At 70.7% G+C, this 15,958-nt stretch carries 12 protein-coding genes; 8 read left to right on the top strand and 4 right to left on the bottom strand.

What is annotated here, in order from left to right; genetic code table 11:
• Nucleotides 1-19: 19 nt before the first annotated feature.
• The 3 genes from G6R24_RS02500 to mfd form a co-directional block, all read right to left on the bottom strand.
• A complete protein-coding gene (locus tag G6R24_RS02500) occupies nucleotides 20-1,189 on the bottom strand; it encodes a nucleoside triphosphate pyrophosphohydrolase (RefSeq protein ID WP_163547550.1) in 1,170 nt (389 codons plus the stop codon).
• Between the two features lie 54 nt (nucleotides 1,190-1,243).
• Complete coding sequence (locus G6R24_RS02495) at nucleotides 1,244-2,011, bottom strand: SurA N-terminal domain-containing protein (protein ID WP_163547549.1); 768 nt, start codon at nucleotides 2,009-2,011, stop codon at nucleotides 1,244-1,246.
• Between the two features lie 62 nt (nucleotides 2,012-2,073).
• On the bottom strand, nucleotides 2,074-5,697 hold the full coding sequence (gene mfd / locus G6R24_RS02490) for a transcription-repair coupling factor (protein ID WP_163547548.1): 3,624 nt from the start codon (nucleotides 5,695-5,697) through the stop codon (nucleotides 2,074-2,076).
• A gap of 290 nt (nucleotides 5,698-5,987) precedes the next feature.
• Here mfd and G6R24_RS02485 point away from each other — a divergent pair, with 290 nt between their 5' ends.
• The gene (locus tag G6R24_RS02485) at nucleotides 5,988-6,428 is read left to right on the top strand and encodes a MerR family transcriptional regulator (protein ID WP_163547547.1); all 441 of its coding nucleotides are present in this window, start codon (nucleotides 5,988-5,990) and stop codon (nucleotides 6,426-6,428) included.
• Here the strand turns inward: G6R24_RS02485 and G6R24_RS21805 are convergent, their stop codons facing one another.
• Entirely contained in the window at nucleotides 6,429-7,589 is a 1,161-nt protein-coding gene (locus G6R24_RS21805) for a glycoside hydrolase family 26 protein (RefSeq protein ID WP_225438041.1), read from the bottom strand.
• A gap of 1,450 nt (nucleotides 7,590-9,039) precedes the next feature.
• Between G6R24_RS21805 and G6R24_RS02475 the strand changes: the two genes are divergently transcribed.
• The 7 genes from G6R24_RS02475 to G6R24_RS02445 form a co-directional block, all read left to right on the top strand.
• Nucleotides 9,040-9,870 (top strand): sugar phosphate nucleotidyltransferase, encoded by an 831-nt coding sequence (locus tag G6R24_RS02475; protein ID WP_163547545.1) that lies wholly within the window; start codon nucleotides 9,040-9,042, stop codon nucleotides 9,868-9,870.
• A gap of 20 nt (nucleotides 9,871-9,890) precedes the next feature.
• Nucleotides 9,891-11,222: a DUF4910 domain-containing protein gene (locus tag G6R24_RS02470; protein WP_225438040.1), complete on the top strand. Its 1,332-nt coding sequence runs from the start codon at nucleotides 9,891-9,893 to the stop codon at nucleotides 11,220-11,222.
• Nucleotides 11,170-11,964 carry an IspD/TarI family cytidylyltransferase gene (locus G6R24_RS02465; protein ID WP_163547544.1) on the top strand — a complete coding sequence of 265 codons (795 nt, stop codon included), beginning with the start codon at nucleotides 11,170-11,172 and terminating at the stop codon, nucleotides 11,962-11,964. Before G6R24_RS02470 ends, G6R24_RS02465 begins: the two co-directional genes overlap by 53 nt.
• Nucleotides 11,927-12,853 (top strand): phytanoyl-CoA dioxygenase family protein, encoded by a 927-nt coding sequence (locus tag G6R24_RS02460; RefSeq protein ID WP_163547543.1) that lies wholly within the window; start codon nucleotides 11,927-11,929, stop codon nucleotides 12,851-12,853. The genes G6R24_RS02465 and G6R24_RS02460 overlap by 38 nt, the downstream gene beginning before the upstream one ends.
• A complete protein-coding gene (locus G6R24_RS02455; RefSeq protein WP_163547542.1) occupies nucleotides 12,850-13,593 on the top strand; it encodes an SDR family oxidoreductase in 744 nt (247 codons plus the stop codon). The genes G6R24_RS02460 and G6R24_RS02455 overlap by 4 nt, the downstream gene beginning before the upstream one ends.
• Nucleotides 13,594-13,878: 285 nt before the next feature.
• Nucleotides 13,879-15,237 (top strand): hypothetical protein, encoded by a 1,359-nt coding sequence (locus G6R24_RS02450; RefSeq protein WP_163547541.1) that lies wholly within the window; start codon nucleotides 13,879-13,881, stop codon nucleotides 15,235-15,237.
• A gap of 48 nt (nucleotides 15,238-15,285) precedes the next feature.
• Nucleotides 15,286-15,958: O-methyltransferase (locus tag G6R24_RS02445; RefSeq protein WP_163547540.1), on the top strand; the 673-nt coding region annotated here is incomplete at its 3' end.

Raw genomic sequence — 15,958 nt, 5'->3', positions numbered from 1 at the left:
CAGCCTGCCGGCGGGCAGGTCAGCCTGCCGGCGGGCAGGGAGATGGCCACAGCGTGCGCCACCGTTCGGCGGGCAGCGGGTCGGGCGGTGCTGCGCTGTCCGCGCGGGCGGCACCCTCGGCCGCTGCGAGTTGATCGCGGAATCGGCGCGCACGTGCGCGCAGCGCCTGCTCGGGGTCGACCCGCCCGGCGCGGGCCCACGCGACGGCGGCGAAGAGCAGGTCGCCGACGGCACGTTCGGCGTCATCGCTCGAGGAGAGCGGGGTTGTCGCCACGTCGGCGACGATGGACAGGAGGGCTCCCTCGACACCGGACACGGCCTGATCCGTAGCCGCGACGGGGACGGGGACGGCGACGTCCAGCGGGACGCCGATACCGCTGGCACGTCTGAGGAGCTTGGCGGCGAGTGAGAGCGCTGGCTGCGACAGCGCGACCCCCTCGGTCACCGAGACCCGCCCCTTCTCCTCGGCCTTGATGGCGTTCCAGTTGGTGACGACGTCCGCCGACCCGTCGACGATCACATCGGCGAACACGTGCGGATGGCGGCGGATCAGCTTGGCGGCGAGCCCGGTCGCCACGTCGTCGACATCCCAGGGGTCCTCGGGGCGTTCGGCGGCCACCCGGGCGTGGAAGAGGACCTGCATCAGGACGTCGCCGTCCTCGATCGCCTGGTAGGCCTCGTAGGTCTCCTCGATCAGATAGGGGGCGAGGGATTCGTGGGTCTGCTCGGCATCCCACGGGCAGCCACCGGGTGAGCGCAGCCGATCCATGACGGACACCGCGTCCAGCAGCGCCGAGCCGGGAAGCTCGGCGGTGGCGAGGAGCGTGTCGACGATGAGGTCACGCGCGGCCTCGTCACCGTCCGGCGGGGTGGTCTGGGCCAGGCGGTCCAGCTGGCGATCGAGATCGCTGGGTGCGACCGGATCGGCGAGCCAGGCGATCCGCGCCGCGTCCGGCGGTACGTGCGGGGACAGCCAGGCGGCGAGCTTCTCGTCCGCGGTCTCCCGGTGGGAGTCCTCGCCGGTGATGACGGTGACGGCGGCGCCGGCCGCGCGCAGGGCGTCCAACTGCGGATGGGCGGGTGACGCCGTGAGTACCGGCAGCTGGCGAAGCAGGTCCCAGGCGGGCGCGGTGAGGATGCCCGGAGCGACCCGCGGACTGGTAACGATCATTGTGACCCGCAGCGGCATGTCTTCTCTCTCGCAGGCGTCAGGATTTCGCAGGCGTCAGGGCAGCGCCGGGCGTCAGGACTGGAGGGTCGTGTCCAGGGTGGGGGGCGGCACGACGCTGGACGCGATGGTGCCGTCGGCGGCGACGATCCCGAACTGGGCGGTGTCCCAGCGACCGAAGCGCGGGTTGACCGAGATCGGGTTCTTCTTCTCAGCCTGGTAGAGGATCGGCTTGAGCGCGGCGGCGCGCACGTCGGCGGCGATGAACCGGGCCAGGTAGGGCTTGGCCTGGGCATAGGTGAGCGGAATCCGGCCGACCTGGCTGACGATGCTGTCGTACTGGCTTCTGGTCTGGGCGTCGGTCGCGACCAGGGTGGGCGAGATCCGGTCGCTGAGCGCCGACTGGATCGCACCGGATCTCACGATCACCGCGACGTCCCGCTGGGCGAAGCCGACCGCGGCGGCGCGCTGCTCGAAGGCCTTGACGCTCCCGAACTGCAGGATCGCGTAGGCCTGGTAGTAGGCCGAGACGTCGGCGTCGCTCACGGTGATGCCGCGGCGGTGGGCCTCGTCCGACATGAGTTGTAGCTGGACGAGGGTGGTGAGTGTGCGTCGCTGCAGGGAGGGCTGGTCGAGCGGGGTGGCGGCGGACTGGCCGGACGGCGACAGGGGCACGGCCTGCGCGGCGGAGAGACCGCGTTCGACGATGCTGCGCAGCTGGGAGGTCTCGATCGCGTGCGATCCGACCTGGGCGGCGGCGCCGGCATGCGTCGTGCAGGCCGAAGCGGCGAGCACGACGGCCATGCTCAGTCCGACGCCAGCGAGAAGGCGAGGAAGCTTCACGAACCCAGACGCTATCCGCTCAGGTGTGGCCAAGCACACCTCCGGTCCTCGAAGCCCGCGATTCAGCCGGCCGCGGCGGCGATCGAGTCCCCGACGACGGCGGCGAGCAGGTTCCCGGCCCAGGCCAGCAGCGCCCGGTCACGCAGGGGACGAGAGCCGATCCGTCCGGTCTCGGTGGGTGCGGGAACGAGTACGGTGCGCGCCGTGGCCTTGACCACCGCGCCCTTGTACAGCCGGGCCAGGCGAAGACCCTGGCTCTCCCGCAGCTCCAACGGCGCGAAGCGGATCTGACGACCGGCCGCCGTGATCTCGGTGACCCCGTAGCGGCGGGCGAGCACCCGCAGGCCGGCGACGGCGAGCAGGTTCTCCACCGGCTCCGGTACCGGGCCGAACCGGTCCACCAGTTCGCCGCGCACCTCGTCGATCTCGGTGTCGGTGACCGCACCGGCGAGGCGCCGGTAGGCGTCCAGGCGCAGACGTTCGCTGGGCACGTAGTCGTGCGGCAGGCTCGCGTCCACCGGAAGTTCGACCTTGACCTCCGGCGGCGCCTCGACGGAGTCCTTGCGGTATTCGGCGACGGCCTCACCGACCATCCGGACGTACAGGTCGAACCCGACCGAGGCGATGTGGCCGGACTGCTCGCCGCCGAGCAGGTTGCCCGCGCCGCGGATCTCCAGGTCCTTCATCGCCACCGCCATGCCGGCGCCGAGGTCGTTGTGCTGGGCGATCGTGGCGAGACGGTCGTGCGCGGTCTCGGTCAGTGGTTTGTCCGCGGGGAACAGGAAGTACGCGTAGGCGCGGTCGCGGCCCCGCCCGACCCGTCCGCGCAGCTGGTGCAGCTGGGACAGGCCGAAGACGTCGGCCCGCTCGACGATGAGCGTGTTCGCGTTGGAGATGTCCAGGCCCGATTCGACGATCGTGGTGCAGACCAGCACGTCGAACTTCTTCTCCCAGAAGGAGACCATGACCTGTTCGAGGGCGTCCTCGTGCATCTGGCCGTGCGCGGTGGCGATGCGGGCCTCGGGAACCAGTTCACGCAGCTGCGCGGCGGCCCGGTCGATCGACTCGACCCGGTTGTGGATGAAGAAGACCTGGCCCTCGCGCAGAAGTTCCCGGTGGATCGCCGCGGCGACCTGCCGGGTGTCGTAGGCGGCCACCGAGGTGAGTACCGGATGGCGTTCCTCCGGCGGGGTGTCGATCGTGGACAGCTCGCGGATGCCGGTGATCGACATCTCCAGGGTGCGGGGGATCGGCGTGGCGCTCATCGTGAGCACGTCCACGGCGGTGCGCATCTTCTTGAGCTGTTCCTTGTGCTCGACCCCGAAACGCTGCTCCTCGTCCACGATCACCAGGCCCAGGTCCTTGAACCGGGTCTCGTTGGACAGCAGCCGGTGGGTGCCGATGACGATGTCGACACCGCCATCGGCGAGGCCGTCCAGGGTGACGCGTTGTTCGCTGGCCGAGTTGAACCGGCTCATCGCCCGCACGATGACGGGGAACGCGGCGTAACGCTCGCTGAAGGTCTGGAAGTGCTGCTGGACCAGCAGGGTCGTCGGCACCAGGACGGCGACCTGCTTGCCGTCCTGGACGGCCTTGAACGCGGCGCGCACCGCGATCTCGGTCTTGCCGTAGCCGACGTCGCCGCAGATCACCCGGTCCATCGGGACCGGCTTCTCCATGTCCGCCTTCACCTCGTCGATGGCGGCGAGCTGGTCGGGGGTCTCGCGGAACGGGAAGGCGTCCTCGAGTTCGCGCTGCCAGGGATTGTCCGGGGCGAAGGCGTACCCGGGGGCGGCCATCCGCGCGCTGTAGAGACGGATCAGTTCGCCGGCGATCTCCTTGACCGCCTTGCGGGCGCGGCTCTTGCGCTTGGCCCAGTCGGCGCCGCCGATGCGGTCGAGGCTCGGACCCTCGCCGCCGGTGTACCGGCTGATCTGTTCGAGCTGGTCGGTGGGGACGTAGAGGCGGTCGCCGCGGGCGTACTCGAGTAGCAGGTACTCCCGCTTCGCCCCGGCGACCGTGCGGGTGACCATCTCGACGTAGCGGCCGACGCCATGGGCGTCGTGGACCACCAGGTCGCCGGGGGCGAGCGCCAGGGGGTCGATACCCTTGCGGCGCCGACTCGGCATCCGGCGCATGTCCCGGGTGGTGACACCACGAGCGCCAGCGATATCACTTTCGGTTATGACCGCCAGGCGCAGTGTGCTGCTGGTGAATCCGGTGCCGAGCTGGCCTCGGGTGACGACGGCGACGCCGGGCACGAGTTCGGCGTCGTGGGCGTACCGGGCGCCGAGGTCGGCCTCCCGCAGCATCTCGACCAGCCGTTGCGCCGGTCCGTGCCCCTCGGTGACGATCAGCACCCGTCGCGACTCGGCCAGCCAGCCCTTGACATCCGCGATGACCGCGGCGGTGTCACCGTGGTAGAGCGGCGCCGGACGCAGGCTCGCGACAACCGTGTTGTCGCCCTCGAGGGCGTCTGGTCCGCCGTCCTCGGCGAGGGGGACACCATCAGCGGCCGCCGCGGCGAACGGGCTGACCGACCACCAGGGCAGGCCGCGCCCGGCGGCCCGCTCCCGCACCTGCGCGATGGACCGGTAGGCGGCCGCGCCCAGGTCTATCGGCGCACCGCCACCGAGCGCGGCGACGCTCCAGGACGCCTCGAGGAACTCCTGGCTGGTCCGCACCAGCTCACCGGCCCGGGCCCGGACCCGCTCCGGGTCGCAGACCAGTACGTGGGTGCCGGCGGGCAGCTCGTCGAGCAGCAGCGACATGTGCTCGACCAAGACGGGAGCGAGCGCCTCCATACCGTCCGCGGGAATGCCGTTGGCGATCTTGTCCAGCAGGTCGATCAGTTCGGGATGCTCCCCGGTCAGGGCCGCGGCACGCGCCCGGACGTCCTCGGTGAGCAGCAGCTCGCGGCAGGGCGGAGCGAACAGCCCACGCGGCACGCCCCCGCCTGGCCGGGTGTCCGCCGCCGACGACTCGTCGTCAGCGAGGGCCCGCTGGTCGGCGACGGAGAAGCGGCGGATGTCCTCCACCTCGTCACCGAAGAACTCCACCCGCAGCGGATGCTCCTCCGTGGGTGGGAACACGTCGAGGATTCCGCCACGCACCGCGATCTCGCCGCGCCGCTCGACCAGGTCCACCCGGTGGTAGGCGATGCCCACCAGCCGGGCGACCACATCTTCGAGGTCGGCGGTGTCACCGGTGGTGAGCTGCACCGGGGCGAGATCACCAAGCCGGGCCACCTGAGGCTGCAGGACGGCGCGTACCGGAGCGACCACCACCTTCGGCGCGGGACCACTGGCCTCATCCGGATGGGCCAGCCGGCGCAGCACCGCCAGGCGCTGACCGACCGTGTCCGCGCGCGGCGACAGCCGCTCGTGTGGCAGGGTCTCCCAGCTCGGATAGACCGCCACCGCGTCCTGACCGAGCAGATCGCCGAGGGCTGCGGCCAGGTCCTCGGCCTCCCGCCCGGTCGCGACCACCGCGAGCACCGGCCGACCGGCCCCACCAGCCCCGCCGCCGCTGGTGGACGCGGCCAGCGCGGCCGCGGCGAAGGGCCGCAACGCCGCGGGCCCCGCGAGGTCGAGAGTCGACTGGCCGGCGGTGCTGATGGCCCGAGCCAGGGCCGGATCGCCGCCCGGCCGGGCGATCAGTGCGTCAAGTAGCGGCGCGAGGGTCATAACCCTGTCCCTGGGCCTCTCCGGAACGGCGCGTCCCCGGGGCCGTAGGTCCCAGGGGAGGTGGCGCCTCGAGAACAAGCGGAGTGACGTACACCCACACGCGACGCGGAAAGTCGGCCGGGACGCCGCCTTCAGCCTACGACACCGACGGCTGCCGGGGTCGGTACGAGCCTCCTCCACCGTCGCGGCACCGCCACATCAGGGAGCGCGTCCGGGGACAGATCGACGTACAGTCGACTCCCCTGGCGACCAGCCGGCCGCCCGGCACCCCTACCGAGGCTGGGGGCGAGTTGTCCACCACGCGCCGCAACGTTTCGGGATCGGGCGCGGGCCGCGGTGACGTCCATCAGATCGGCGAGGTCGCCGAGCAGGTCGGCCTTTCCCTGCGCACCGTGCGGTACTACGAGGAGGCGGGCCTGCTCACGCCGGTGGACCGGACGGTGGGCGGGTTCCGGCTCTACGATCGCGACGCGATCGAGCGGCTGCTGCTCATCCGCAAGATGAAGCCGCTCGGGTTCAGCCTCGAGGAGATGCGCGCGCTCCTGTCGCTGCGGGACGAACTGGGCGCGCCGGGCCTGTCCCCTGAGGTCCGGGCCCGCCTGCGCGAACGGCTGGCCACCTGGGTCACACTCGCGGAGCAGAAGCTGGCCTCGCTACGCGACCAGGTCGACGTCGCCGAGGCGTTCGTCGACGGTCTTCAGCTCGACGCGGACCGCACCGGCACCTTCTGATCAGCCCCCACCCCACAGCCGCTGGTAGGCGACGGCGGACGCCGGGTTGAGGTTCGGGTTCACCAGGGACGAGCGGACGTTGTCAGATTCGGCGTCGGAGAAATACGCCTCGTAGGCGAGAATGTCTGCGTTGTGGCGAAATGTATCGTACATTTTCTGCACGTAGACGGGATTGTCGCCACCGGCGGCGCCCGACCGACCGGCCTTGCTGCCCTGCTGACTGGCCACTCCCCACTCCGGCACGGAGAACAGCTTGTTGTGGGTGCGGGCAAAAGTGATCACCTGGCAGAGGCCGGCGTCGCCGTTGCACTGATCGTCGAAGGCGGCGGCGGTGGGACTCGGTGGATACTGGTCGTAGCTGTCGACCCCGATGACGTCGACATACTGGTCCCCCGGGTAGAGATCGAAGGCCCCGACCGGGGTGGTCGACCCGTGCGCGTTGAGATTCCAGTCGATCCGGACCGTGGGGCTGGTCGATTTGATCGCCGATGAGGCGTGCCGGAAACACTGGATCCAGTTCTGCGGGTCCGTCGCGGCCCAGGCGAACCAGAGTCCGTTGAACTCCCAACCGAGGCGGACGAACGAGTCACCGCGCCCCTGGGCCACCAGCCAGCGACCGAACTGCCGCCAGTAGCTGTCGTAGTCGCCGGCGGCGCAGCTGGCGAGGTTGCCCTTCTGCGGCCCGGAATCCGGGAACAGTGGCTGCGTGAGCACCCAGGTGCCCGCGTACCCCGCGAACGTCGACGTGCCGCGCCCCACCCACGGTGAGGTGATCGCACCCCAGCTGCTGCGTTCGGTGTACATGACGACCACGTCGTTGGGTCGACCGCGGAAGGCCGCCCACGCGCTCGCCTGCTCGAGCGAATGCGCGGCCACACCCGTCGCGAACAGCCCGCTGGTCGTCGCCCGGGCCACCCGCTGCACCCTGGCGGCCACGGCCGTCGGCGCCGCGGACGGTTCCGCGGGACGCGGCTGCTCGGTCCGCGCCACCCTCGTGCCCGCGCCCGGCGCTGGCGCCGCCACGTTCTCGCGCCCGGACGGCACGAGCACCAACGCGATACCGGCGGCCAACGCCAGCACCACCGCCACCGCGACCGCGATGATCGGCAGGTTCGGGATACGGCTTGCCCCACCCCAGTGCGCGGTGATCCACGCCGCCACCCTGGATCGCCGCGACAGCGGCACGTCCCGCGGGACACCCGTGCGAACATCGGCCGCCCTGGCAGCGCCGGATCGACCGCCGCCGGTGGCTCCTCGGGCACCAGCGGCACCAGCGGCGGAACGCCGCTGCGCCGGGCGCCGGTCCGGCTCCGGATAAGGGTCCGGCTCCGGATGACGGTGCGGTGTCGGATAACGGTTCGTTTCTGGCCGGACCGGCCGGGCCGCGCCGCGGCCGTCCTCCCGCGGGTACGGCCGGTCCTCCCGCGGGTACGGGTCCGGCCACCGGCTCGGCGGTGCGTCCGGGCGGCGACGGTGGGCCCCCGGATCGCGCGGACCGGTCCGCGGGGCAGGAGCACTCCGCGGATCACGACGACGATCCGCGGCAGCGTCCCACCCGCTGCCAGCCCGGTCACGGTCATCGGAACGGTCACCGCGATCGACGCTGTCGCGGTGGTCGTCACGGTCGCGGTAGTCAGCGCGATCGGGATGGCTGGCGCGATCGCCGTTCGGGTGCGCGGGTGGGACGCCGGGCCAGCGCAGCACCCCCGTGTCCTCGGCGCTGGGCTCAGGTGCCCCATCCCAGCCGGCGTGACCCCGGGCGTCGCGGCTCGCCACATCACGGCCCCGGATGTCACGACCCCGCGCGTCACCGCTGCGAATGTCACCGCTCCGGGTGTCACGGCGGGCTGGGAGGCGGCGGACGTCGAACAGCGCGGTGCCCTCGTCCATCCCGTCCGGCGCCGGACGGGACTCGCCCGAGCGGCCGCGCGGCGCGGGCTCATCCGACCAGGGGCGCTCATGCATGCGCATCACCCCTGATCGTGATCCACGGCCCGACGGCACGGATCTGCCTGAACGGCCTACCGGCTCTCGTCCGTCCCGTCGCGACGGACGAACCGTAACAAGAGCGTACGAAGCGCGATGATGCCAGGCCGAAGCTGTCACGTACCGCAACAGGCATTCGACCTCCTCCGTGTTGTCTCACCAGAGATGACGTCGGATCGGACAGGTACGTTGCCGTCACCGTCAGGATCGCGACATCACCTGGGCCTCTGATCGCGACAGGGTTCGGGCCGCGGTCGTGCCGGAGCGGTCTGCGACGGTACCCCGCCACCACGCCCGAGCCGGCCTGGCGCCGCGTCCGACCCCACGCCGATCAGCACACTGATCAGTACACGGACTAATACGGCCCTCGGCTCCGGGAACCGGGTCCGCCGGGGGCGGGCCGCAGCAGCTGACGTTGCCGCCGGGAGGAGCCGGCCAGCGGGTGGAGGGTCGTACGGTACCGTTGCGGCGAAAGTACCGGGGGCCCGAGAGCAGGTGGTTCGCCCGCCGGTCTGCCCACCAGACGCCACGGGCCGCTGGGCGCTCTGTCGCGGGCAACGTGCCGCCTGCGCCCATCCGCCCGCCGCGGCCCGACCGGGGCACGAGCACGGGAGACGCAACAGTCGTGAGCACCGACAGCGCACAGCGCACCGAATCCGTAGATCCCGCCGACATCCCCGTCGTCATCCTCTGCGGAGGCATGGGGACGCGCCTGCGGGAGGCGAGCGAGAAGCTGCCCAAGCCACTCGTGGACATCGGCGGCAAGCCGGTGCTGTGGCACATCATGAAGACCTATGAACACTACGGGTTCCGTAAGTTCGTCCTCTGCCTCGGATACAAGAGCGACCTGATCAAGAACTACTTCCTCGCCTACCGCGAGCAGGTCGCCGACTTCACGCTCACCCTCTCGGATGACCACACTCCGCGTTTCCACAACACGGTGGGCGACGAGAAGTGGGAAGTCACCTTCGCCGAGACCGGTCTGCTCACCGGGACGGGCGCACGCCTGCGCCGGGTCGCGCAGTACCTGACCGGACCGCGCTTTATGCTCACCTACGGTGATGGCGTCGGCGCCATCGACGTCGGCACCGTACTGGCCGACCATGTGGCCAGCGGTCGGATCGGTACGGTCACCGGCGTGCGTCCCTCGAGCCGCTACGGCGAGCTGGAGACCGACGGCAACAAGGTCAGCCTGTTCGCGGAGAAGCCGCCGCAGTCCGGCTGGGTCAGCGGCGGGTACTTCGTCTTCGAGCGCGAGTTCATCGACAAGTACCTCGACGATGATCCCTCCCTGCTGCTGGAGCGGCACCCGCTGCAGCAGCTGGCCCGCGACGGCGAGCTCACCCTGCACACCCACGAGTCGTTCTGGATGGGCATGGACACCTTCCGGGACTGGACCGAGCTCAACCAGCTGTGGGACTCCGGCACCGCGCCGTGGCGCGTGTGGGCCGACTGACAGTGGATCCGGTAACAGCAGTGGATCCGGTAACAGCGGCGGGCCCGGCGGCCGACACCGGTGCCTGGCTGCACGCTCTGGTCGCCGAGCTGCTCCCCCCGATGCGCAGCATCACCGGTGCGGGGGTGCGCGCGACGCTGCGCACCGTCGCGCGGGCACTCGGACCGGAGATCCCCCTGACCGTGCACGAGATGTCCAGCGGGACGCAGGTGCTCGACTGGTCGGTGCCGCGGGAGTGGAACGTCGGCTCCGCTCGGCTGATCGGGCCGGATGGCAGGACCGTCGTCGACGTGGCCGACAATCCGTTGCACCTGCTCGGGTACAGCACGCCGATGCGGGCCCGGATGGGGCTCGACGAGCTTCGGCCGCATCTGTTCTCGATGCCCGACCGGCCGGACTGGGTGCCCTACCGGACGTCGTACTACAACGAGAACTGGGGCTTCTGCCTGACCGACCGGCAGCTGACCGCGCTGCCCGACGGCGAGTACGAGGTCGAGATCGACACCACCCTCACCGAAGGTTCACTCACCTACGGTGAGATCGTGCTGCCGGGCGAGACCACGGACGAGTTTCTGATCACCACGCACACCTGCCACCCGGCGATGGCCAACGACAACTGTTCGGGCATCGCCACGGCGACCCTGCTGGCTCGGGAACTCGCCGCGGCCCCGCGGCGGCACACCTTCCGGTTGCTGTTCATTCCGGGCACGATCGGTTCGATCACCTGGCTGGCCGGCAACCGGGACATCGTCGGCCGGATTCGGCACGGTCTGGTGCTGACCGGCCTCGGCGACCGCTCCGACCCGACGTACAAGCGCAGCCGACGCGGTGACGCCGCCGTCGACCGGGCCGCCGCCATGGCTCTGGCGGAAAGCGGTCAGCCACACCGGATCGTCGACTTCTCGCCCTACGGCTACGACGAGCGGCAGTTCTGCTCACCGGGCTTCGATCTGCCCGTCGGCCGGTTCGGCCGCGGCCAGCACGGCGAGTACCCGCAGTACCACACCAGCGCGGACGATCTGGACTTCGTCACGCCCGGGTCGCTCACCGACTCGCACGCCCTGCTACGCCGCATCATCACGATCTGCGATCAGAACCGGACCTGGCGCAACACCGCGCCCTACGGCGAACCGCAGCTCGGCCGGCGCGGCCTGTACCGGGCGATCGGCGCGACGATGAACCGGCAGGCCGTCGAGATGGCCCTGCTGTGGGTGCTCAACCTCGCGGACGGCAGCCGCAGCCTGCTCGACATCGCCGAGCGGGCGGGCCTGCCGTTCGACACGATCGTCGAGGCCGCGGATGCCCTCGCCGGCGTCGACCTGCTCGCCGAGGTCGAGGTGGGCGGTGTCTGATCGGGGTGGGCCGGTCTGGACGATCGTGCTGGCCGCCGGTGGCGGGACCCGCTTCGGTGGGCGCAAGCAGTTCTTCGACCTGGGCGGCGAGCCGCTGGTCGCCCATCCCGTCAGGGCGGCCTGGGCGGCCAGCGACGGCATCGTCGTGGTGCTGCCCGGCGACGGCGACAGCGATCCGGACGGGCTGGCCACACCGGGGGTGCTGACGGTGCCCGGTGGGGCCTCCCGAGCCGAGTCCGTGCGGGCGGGGCTCGCGACCGTCCCGGGGGGCGCGGCGATCATCGTGGTGACGGACGCGGCGCATCCGCTGGCCAGCGCCGACCTGTACCGGCGGGTGATCGCCGAGGTCCGGGCCGGTGCCGACGCGGCCGTACCCGGCCTGCCGCTGACCGAGGTCGTCAAGGCGGTCCGGCCCGAACCCGGGCCGGGTGGCACCGAGCGGCTGGTGGCGGGGGCGTCGCTGGTCCGCGAGACCCATCGGCTGGTGCAGACACCGCACGCCTTCCGGGCCGGACTGTTGCGCGCCGTCCATGCCGGCGCGCCCGAGGCGGTCGAGGATTCGGCGATGGTCACCGCGGCGGGCGGGCGCATCGTCGTCGTCCCGGGGGAACCCGCCAACATTCATGTCACCACGCCGGACGAACTCGCCATGGCCCGGTTGTTGCTCACCCACGTCCGTCAGATGCGTTCCGAAGGGGAACCCGATGAGTACGGTACTGGTCGAGTCCGCGCTGTCCGATGACGAGCGGCGGGCCCAGCTCTATCAGGGCGATCTGTTCGTCTACGCGTCGAAGCCGGCGACACGAGAGTTCGTCGAGTTCAGCCGGGCACTGATCCGGGATGCCTTCGGCGAACTCGACCCGGAGACCGCGCAGCATCACATGCCGGTGGAGGACTTCGCCGCGCTGCTCGCCGAGCTCAAGCCACGGTTCATCCACCATCCGACCTGCAAGGAACTGCTGCCGGCGATTCTCGCCGAGCACGGCTGCGACCTCACGAAGACCTACTTCGACGTGCCGCGGCTGCGCACCTCGACGTCCGACGACTATCTGACCTCCGGTATCGCGTACGCGTTCCACCCGCACCGCGACACCTGGTATTCGGCGCCGTTCTGCCAGCTCAACTGGTGGATGCCGATTTTCGACATCGTGGCGGAGAACGGGCTGGCCTTCCATCCGCGGTACTTCTCGCAGGCCGTCGCGAACGGTTCACGGGACTACGACTACTACGAGTGGAACGCGAAGAACCGCGCGAGCGCCGCCAAGCACATCAGGTCGGACACCCGTAAGCAGCCCAGGCCCGAGGAGGAGGTGGAGATCTTCCCGCAGACCCGGGTCGTCGCCCCGCCCGGCGGCATGCTGGTCTTCTCCGGCGCCCAACTGCACTCCTCCGTGCCGAACAACACCGGACGCACCCGGTTCAGCATGGACTTCCGCACGGTGCACCTGGACGACGTCCTGAACCACGTCGGCGCGCCGAACGTCGACTCGGAGTGCACCGGCACCACGATGCGCGACTACCTGCGCGGCACCGACCTGAGCCGCATCGACGAGCAGGTCTGCCTGTCCTATGACACCGCGCCGCCCCGCGCGGACGCCGTGCTGGTCTTCACCCATCCGGGTCAGGCGTGACGAGCGTGCCGTCCGCCGGGCGGGTGGCGGTGGTGACCGGGGCGACCAGCGGGATCGGACGGGCCACCGCCCTGCGGCTGGCCGCCGACGGTGCCACCGTGTACGCCCTCGGCCGGGATCAGGACCGCCTCGACAGCCTCGGCAAGCAGGCCACCGGCCCGGGCACGCTGCTGCCGGTCCGGCTCGACCTCACCGACGACGGCGCCGTCGCGGGCGCCGTCGAGCTGATCGTCGAACGGCATGGCCGGGTCGATCATCTGGTGCACAGCGCCGGTGCCTACAGCAGCGCCCGGGTGGAGACGGCCACCCTGGCGGAGCTGGACGCGCAGTTCGCCGCGAACGTGCGGGCACCCTTCGCCCTCACCCAGCGGCTGCTCCCGGCGCTTCGGGTCGCGGGAGCCGACAGCGGCGCCGATGTGATCGTCGTCAACTCGACGCAGGGTGTCCGCGCCGGCGCCGGAACCAGCCAGTTCGCCGCGACCCAGCACGCCATGCGCGCCTTCGCCGACAGCCTGCGCCAGGAGATCAACGCCGACGGTATCCGGGTCGCCACGATCCATCTGGGCCGCACGGCCACCCCACGGCAGGAGACGATCTACGCGCGTGAGGGCCGCGCCTACACGCCGGACCTGCTCGTGCAGGCCGACGACGTGGCCGACCTGGTCGCCTACCTGATCGCTCTGCCACCCACCGCGGAGATCACCGAGTTGCACCTGCGGCCGGCGAAGAAAAGCTACTGAGCCTCGCCCGAGCAGGCGGCCGACGGGCCGCTCGGGTCCCATGAGCGCGCCAGAGCCCACGGGACCCGAGCCCGACCGGTGCGTACCACGACAGCCGGTGCGCGACCACGTTCGATGATGCCCATCGGATGACGACGGACGGTCATGGATCCGCGGCAGTTTGGCCATGAACAGCGGGCCCGGGGGTAGCCGAGACCGTCCGACGGGGGCGAAACAGGGGCTGGTTAGACTTGCTGCCTGGACGGCTTCCGGTCACAGATGTCGGAAACGGGAGACGGGAGACTCGTGGTCACCACCACTCTCACGACCAGAATCCCCCGGTCGTGGGTGATCCCGTCCCAGACGGCGGGTAGTAGTCGCGCGGTCAACGAGGCGACACTGCGGGTACTGACCTTCCTGATGTTCTGCGAGATCTTCCTGCAGCGGATCGCGCTGCCGGTCGGTGCCTCGCAGGTCCAGGTCATTCTGCCGATCACCTATGTGTGTCTGGCCGTCATGCTGCGCCGCGGTGGGCTCGCGCGTAACTCCGGGCGGATGACGGGCTACCTGGTGGCGATGGCGGGTTGTTCGCTGTCGGCTCTGGTCTGCTTCCTGCGACAGAAGCAGGACACGTCCTTCACCTCGTTGTTGCTGCTGCTGGCGACGTATGTGCCGTTCATCTACGGCCTGCGCCCGGCGGATGCCCGCGCGCTGCTCCCCCGGGTCCTCGACCGCTTCCTCATCATGATCACGGCACTGGCGGGGCTCGCCCTGTTCCAGTTCGCGATCCAGCTCGTCGGCGTGCCGTACACCGATGTCGTGCACGACATCGTGCCCCCGAACTTTCTGATGCACGGCTTCAACACGTCCTACCCGGTCCAGTACGGGTCGTCGCTGTACAAGTCGAACGCCTTCATCTGCCTGGAAGCGTCGTTCTGCTCGCAGTTCCTCGGGTTCGGCATTGTCGTCTGCGTGCTGCGCGGTGGCCACTGGTGGCGGCTGCCGATGTTCATCCTGGCGATCCTGAGCACCGTGTCCGGAACGGGCCTGCTGCTGCTGGCCTGCGCCGGGGTGCTGCTGGCCGTGCACAAGGGCGCGAAGTTCGCGCTGAGCGCGCTGGCCGGGGTCAGCCTCATCGTTCTCATCGTCAGTTTCACCCCGGCGTCGAGCATCTTCGCGGCCCGGGCGACGGAGACGTCCTCGTCGACCTCCAGCGGCAGCCTGCGCTTCGTGCAGCCCTACCAGCGGACCTGGGACGCCCTCGGCAAGGATCCGCTGACCGTCGTGTTCGGCACCGGCCCGGGATTCGCCGACCGCGACGCGAGCGCCTTCTTCACCCGCACCGGCCTGCCGTTGAACTACGCCCTGGTGCCCAAGCTGATCCTGGAGTACGGCGTGCTTGGCACGGTCGTGTTCCTCAGCTTCATCGTGGCCATGTTCGTGCGCGGCTCGCAGTCGTTTGTGCTTTCCGGGTCAGTACTGATCTTCTATACTGTGCTGTCCGGTGGTCTGCTGGCACCGGTCGTCACCGGACTCGGCCTGCTGCTGGTCGCCTGGTTCACGGTGAGCCCGCAGGACGAGGCCCAGGCCCGGCTCGACGGCGCTGGTCCCGCACCACCGAACTCGCCTCCATCCACCCAGCGCAGGGCTCACGCGGGCGTCTGAGGCGTCCGGGCGCGGGCTCGGGGCACAGCCGCGAAAGGCGGACCTCCCGTGACCGAAGTCGTGGAGCGCGCGACAGTCGTCGACGACTATCTCGTGCGTGCCCTCGCCATCGAGGACGATGCCCTGCGGGCCGCCCGCGCCGCGAGTCATGCCGCCGGCCTGCCCGCGATCGAGGTGACCGCCAGCCAGGGTCCGTTGTTGTCCCTGTTCGTCCGCATCCTCGGCGGGCGCCGGGTGTTGGAGATCGGCACTCTCGGTGGCTACTCGGCGATCTGGCTGGCCCGTGGCGTCGGCCCGGACGGCCAGGTCGTCACCCTCGAGATCGAGCCGAAGCATGCCCAGGTCGCCCGGGAGAACGTCGATCAGGCGGGCGTCGGCAAGTCCGTCGAGATCGTGCTCGGCGCGGCCGCCAACTCGCTGGACGCCCTGATCGCCGCCGGCGGTGAGCCGTTCGACCTGGTCTTCCTGGATGCCGACAAGCAGAACAACGCCCGCTACCTGGCGGCCGCCCTGCGCCTGACCCGGCCGGGCAGCGTCATCGTCGTCGACAACCTGGTGCGCGGCGGAGGTGCGCTGGCCGCCGCGGAGGGCACCGGGGGGCCTGCCGCCGACGGCGCCCAGGAACTGCTCACCATCGTGCGCGACAAGCCCCGCCTGACGGCCACGGCCGTGCAGACCGTCGGCGGCAAGGGCTGGGACGGCTTCCTGCTCGCCCACGTCA

Origin of the sequence: Candidatus Frankia nodulisporulans (assembly GCF_902806475.1) — a bacterium.
GTDB classification, from domain to species: domain Bacteria; phylum Actinomycetota; class Actinomycetes; order Frankiales; family Frankiaceae; genus Frankia; species Frankia umida.
The sequence above is the reverse complement of the archived record's forward strand: the minus strand, read 5'-3'. Positions and strand labels throughout refer to the sequence as shown.

Coding starts and splice junctions, on each gene's coding strand:
- G6R24_RS02500 (WP_163547550.1), bottom strand. CDS start 1,189: ATGCCGCTGCGGGTCACAATGATCGTTACCAGTCCGCGGGTCGCTCCG.
- mfd (WP_163547548.1), bottom strand. CDS start 5,697: ATGACCCTCGCGCCGCTACTTGACGCACTGATCGCCCGGCCGGGCGGC.
- G6R24_RS02465 (WP_163547544.1), top strand. CDS start 11,170: ATGCCCTCGCCGGCGTCGACCTGCTCGCCGAGGTCGAGGTGGGCGGTG.
- G6R24_RS02460 (WP_163547543.1), top strand. CDS start 11,927: ATGAGTACGGTACTGGTCGAGTCCGCGCTGTCCGATGACGAGCGGCGG.